This window comes from Thalassolituus sp. UBA2009, assembly GCF_002335285.1.
GTDB lineage: Bacteria > Pseudomonadota > Gammaproteobacteria > Pseudomonadales > Oceanobacteraceae > Venatoribacter > Venatoribacter alkanivorans.
The window spans coordinates 31,940-36,434 of sequence record NZ_DDCJ01000153.1 but is presented as its reverse complement, the minus strand read 5'-3'; the positions used below and the strand labels follow the sequence as shown (position 1 = coordinate 36,434).

The window sequence follows — 4,495 nt, the reverse complement described above, 5'->3', positions numbered from 1 at the left end:
CTGCTTGAATTCCATCCAGATATCCGGGCGCAGACCGTTGCCGATAATCACGCGGATATTATGCTGCTGGTCTTTGTCTGAGGGCGCTGTATTCAGCAGATAACGGCACAATTCGCCGATATAGCAAAAGCCGGTGGCTCCATATTCGCGGATTTCATCCCAGAAACGCGAGACACTGAATTTGCGTGAAATCGCAATGCAGGCACCAGCGCCCAATACCGCAGCCATCGATACGGTAAGCGCATTATTATGGTAAAGCGGCAGGCTGACATAGAGCACATCGTCCTTACGTAATTTCATCGATGCCAGGCCCATGCCCGCCATCGATTTAAACCAGCGGTAATGACTCATCACCGAGGCTTTTGGCAGACCGGTGGTGCCGGAAGTAAAAATGTAATAGCAGGGCTGATGCATTTTTACCTGTTGTGTGCTGGCCGGATTATTTTGCTCCTGTGAGGCGATGACCTGCTCCAGGTTCTGATAATGCCCCGGACATTCGTGCTGACTGTCAGCACCATCCTGCCAGAAATATAATTGCATTTTTAATGCAGCAGGCAGGGCATGTTCTACCGTTGCCATATTGCCCAGCATTTCTTCACCAACAACCAGCAATTTTGGTTTTACCAGATTAATGCTGTGTTCCAGAACTTCACCGCGCTGGGAGGTATTAAACATACTGGCAATGGCACCGAGTTTTACCGTAGCCAGTACGGCCAGCAGGGTTTCCGGGCGGTTTTCCAGCATAACGCCTACGGTATCACCATGGCTGATGCCCTGACTGGCAAAATAGTGGGCCAGCTGATTCACTTTTTCGTTCAGCTGACGGTAGCTGATGCGCTGCTGCTGATAACGGATGGCGATATGATCCGGCTGGCGGGCGGCGTGTTGCTCCAGCAATAAACCAATGGATTTGTTTTTTTCCGGCTTGGTGGTTACCAGGGCGAGTACGCCTTTCAGGGTAACGCCGATATCCGGCAATCCGCTGATGGCGCTGCGGATAATATTAACCAGACTGACAGTGCGCGGCTTCAGTGGCGGCTGGCTCATGCCTTCGGCGGGCAGGCGGGTAGTCGCTGAACGATTCATGAATCTGACCTTGGTGATGTATTTATAGTTATGAAATTGAGAATGACATAAATCCTGTTGGCCGGGCCACAGGATTTATGTCAGGTTTTATCTAGGGCACCTCTGAATAGTGTGCAAATCAGCGCAATTCGGCTGAGCTTTTACCCAATAAACGGCGGGCAATAATCAGTTGCTGAATTTGCTGTGTGCCTTCAAAAATATCGAGAATTTTTGAATCCCGCGCCCATTTCTCCAGTAATTCATCTTCGCTGTAACCAAGAGAACCGAGCAGCTCGACACAGCCTAAGGTAATGGCGTTGGCACTGCGCCCGGCTTTGGCTTTTGACATCGACGCTTCTTTCGAATTGGGCATGCCGTTATCGGCCATCCACGCGGCTTTTAAAGTCAGCAGACGTGCGGCTTCCCAGTCGGCTTCGTAGCGGTACAGTTGCGCTTCGATCTGGCTGCTGTTTTTAATGCTGGTGCGGTAGCCGGCGCTGATGCCGTACTCTTTCAGCAGCTCGCGGGTGCGGTCGAGGGCGGCTTTAGCCACGCCGACGGCCATAGCGGCAACCACCGGGCGGGTGTTGTCGAAGGTTTGCATGACACCGGCAAAGCCCTGATCGACATTAATTTCCGGTGAACCCAGCAGGTTGGCCGCAGGCACACGGCAATCGGTAAAGGTAATGGCGGCGGTGTCGGAAGCTTTAATGCCGAGTTTCTTTTCCAGGCGCACCACTTCCATGCCCGGGGTGCCTTTTTCCACCACAAAGGATTTAATTGCCGCGCGGCCGATATTACGGTCGAGGCTGGCCCAGACCACCACGGCTTCGGCACGCTCACCGGAGGTGACGTAAATCTTTTCGCCGTTCAGCACATAATGATCGCCGTCTTTGATGGCGGTGGTGCGGATGGCAGCCGAATCAGAACCGCAGCCCGGTTCGGTAATCGCCATGGCGGCCCATTTTTTGCCGAAACGGGCCAGCTGTTCGTCATTGGCCACTGCGGCAATCGCGGCGTTACCCAATCCCTGGCGTGGCAGGGTTAATGACAGGCCAACATCACCCCAGCACAGTTCCTGCAGCCCCAGTACCGTGGTCATATTGGTGCTGTTAACGATGCCGTCGGCTTTTTTCTTATCCTGTTTGAGTTTTCCGGCACCAGCGCCTTCGCCCAGGGTGCCGTCGTTCATGCCATCCATAATAGCGGCCAGCATATCCAGCTCGACCGGATAAGCGTGTTCGGCGCGGTCATATTTACGCGAGATCGGGCGGAAGACATTTTCGGCAACCTGACGGGCCTGATTGACCAGCGGGCGGAATTTCTTCGGGATTTCGAGATTCATCATGTGCTGTTCTCCTTACAGGTGCAGACCGCTGTTAACACAACCCAGAATGCGCAGGTCGCGGTACCAGCGCTCAGCCGGATGTTCTTTGGTAAAGCCGTGGCCGCCGAGCAGTTGCACGGCATTGGTGCCGATTTCCATGGCCTTGTCGGCACACAGAACGTGGGCCAGATAGGCTTCGCGGTGGAATGGCTGACCCTGTTCGGCCAGTGCGGCCGCACGCCAGGTAAGCAGGCGCATGGATTCCAGTTCGATGGCGATATTGGCGATCATAAAGGCCACTGACTGACGGTGACTGATGGGCTCGCCGAAGGCTTCACGCTCGTTGCAGTAAGGAATCAGGTAATCCAGTGCCGCCTGACAGGTGCCAATGGCCAGGGCGCACCAGTGCAACTGGCCAAGATCGACAAAGGCGCGGTAATCGAAATCACTGTCTTCACCACCCAGCAGGGCATCGACATTTACCTGCACTTTATCCAGTGTCAGGGTGCCGGTGGCGGCGGCGCGCAGACCCATCGCCGGGCTGCGGGTAAAGTTCAGGCCATGGCTGTCGCCGGGCACAATAAAGAGTTGTGGTTTGCCATTCAGCAGTGCGGCAACCAGATACAGATCGGCGTTACCGGCAAAAGGCACCAGAGTTTTCACGCCATTCAGCACATAGCCCTGCTTATTGCTTTTTGCGCTGCAGGTCAGCTTATCGGGGGCGAACAGTGGATGCGGTTCCTGCAGGGCAATGGCGGCGGTTACCGGTTGCTCGGCCAGCCACAGTGGCAACCAGCGTTGCTGTTGTTGCTGTGTGCCCCAGCGAACCAGTGCGTTGGCCACACCTACGGGGGCGAGGGCAGCATAGGCCAGGGTGAAATCTCCCCAGGCCAGTTCTTCGGCAATGATGGCGCTGGTGGTCGGGCTGTAGCTTTGTGCCGCACCACCCAGGGATTCGGGCACCGAGAACAGATTCAGACCCAGGGCCATGGCGTCCTGCAGATAACTGTCGGGCAGTTGCAGGTTTTCGTCGGCGTCGTGGGCCAGACCACGCACAACCTCTTCCGCGTAGGAGCGCACGCTGTCGCGGATCATCTGTTGCTCTTCACTTAAGCTCAGATCAAACAGTGCCTGGGGCTTGCGTTCCGGCAGACGTTCGCCACGGGTGCTGTCCTGCTTTTGTGCACGCTTCTGCATCATCTCGCCGGCAAACTTAAAACCGGCACGGGTGGAAAGGTAAGCGATGCGCTCGGCGGGTTTACGCAGCCCGTATTTTTCTGCCCAACGGCTGCCGGCAAAGCGACTGGCCAGGCCAAGGCCCAGTCCCTGAATATCTTTAGCCATACAATCTGCCCTCAGTGTGGATCGTTGTAATTATTGTTTGGGCCGGACGCTGCGGTGGCGGTATCGCGACGGGGTGTTGCGATGGGGTTTTGCGGGGGAGATGCAGCGCGACCGGCCCTCTGCCTGGCAGAATAAAACACAGGCAGCGTTGGCAGGTTCGCAGTTTGGCGCCGGTGGCGCATTGGCAGAGGTGTCAGTTGCTGCCGGGCAAAGTGGTCATATTGCGGCAGTTCAGCCGGTGGGAGGCGGTTGTGTCAGCCGTTTGCCGCGCGTAAGCAGTGGCCGATGCTCTGCTCACAGGCATCCAGCACCACACGGCCAATCAACTCGCCGGCGGTTGTATGTTTACCGCAAAAGGCAAGGGGACCTTCTGCGCCGGAGTGCGGCGGGCAGATGACGGCGTGACTGTCGGTGCCGGTACCGCTGGCGGGCAGGCTGGATAACGGGCTGAGTAAACCGGCATCGCGGATGGCGGTCACCTTGGCTTCGGTCAGCTGGATCAGGGCTTCAGCCATGGCCGCCGGGGTCAGGGCAAAATGCAGCAGCAGCCAGATGTTAATGGTTCCGGCACCGTTAAAAGCATCGGCCGGATCGCCGCTGCGGCGCAAATTGGAAAGTCCGGCGGTTACCCAGCATTCGGCGCGCAGTTGTTGCAGGCTCAGGCTGCTGTAGCCCAGTGATTGCATGGAGGCGGCGGTCATCATGCCGCAGCAGGGGGCAGGCAGCATAAGCTGTTCAGCCTGTTGCTGCAGGCTTTGT

4 protein-coding genes are annotated in these 4,495 nt (G+C 56.7%); all 4 read right to left on the bottom strand.

Translation table 11 applies throughout. From position 1 onward, the window contains the following. Nucleotides 1-1,086 (bottom strand): AMP-binding protein (locus tag B3P58_RS19135; protein ID WP_286719812.1); only part of this gene is annotated, 1,086 nt, incomplete at its 3' end. A gap of 118 nt (nucleotides 1,087-1,204) precedes the next feature. Then, entirely contained in the window at nucleotides 1,205-2,410 is a 1,206-nt protein-coding gene (locus B3P58_RS19130; protein WP_145470572.1) for an acyl-CoA dehydrogenase family protein, read from the bottom strand. A 15-nt stretch (nucleotides 2,411-2,425) separates the two neighbouring features. After that, the gene (locus B3P58_RS19125) at nucleotides 2,426-3,736 is read right to left on the bottom strand and encodes an acyl-CoA dehydrogenase family protein (RefSeq protein ID WP_145470320.1); all 1,311 of its coding nucleotides are present in this window, start codon (nucleotides 3,734-3,736) and stop codon (nucleotides 2,426-2,428) included. Nucleotides 3,737-3,990: 254 nt separating this feature from the next. Beyond that, nucleotides 3,991-4,495 (bottom strand): adenosylcobinamide amidohydrolase (locus B3P58_RS19120; RefSeq protein ID WP_286719808.1); only part of this gene is annotated, 505 nt, incomplete at its 5' end.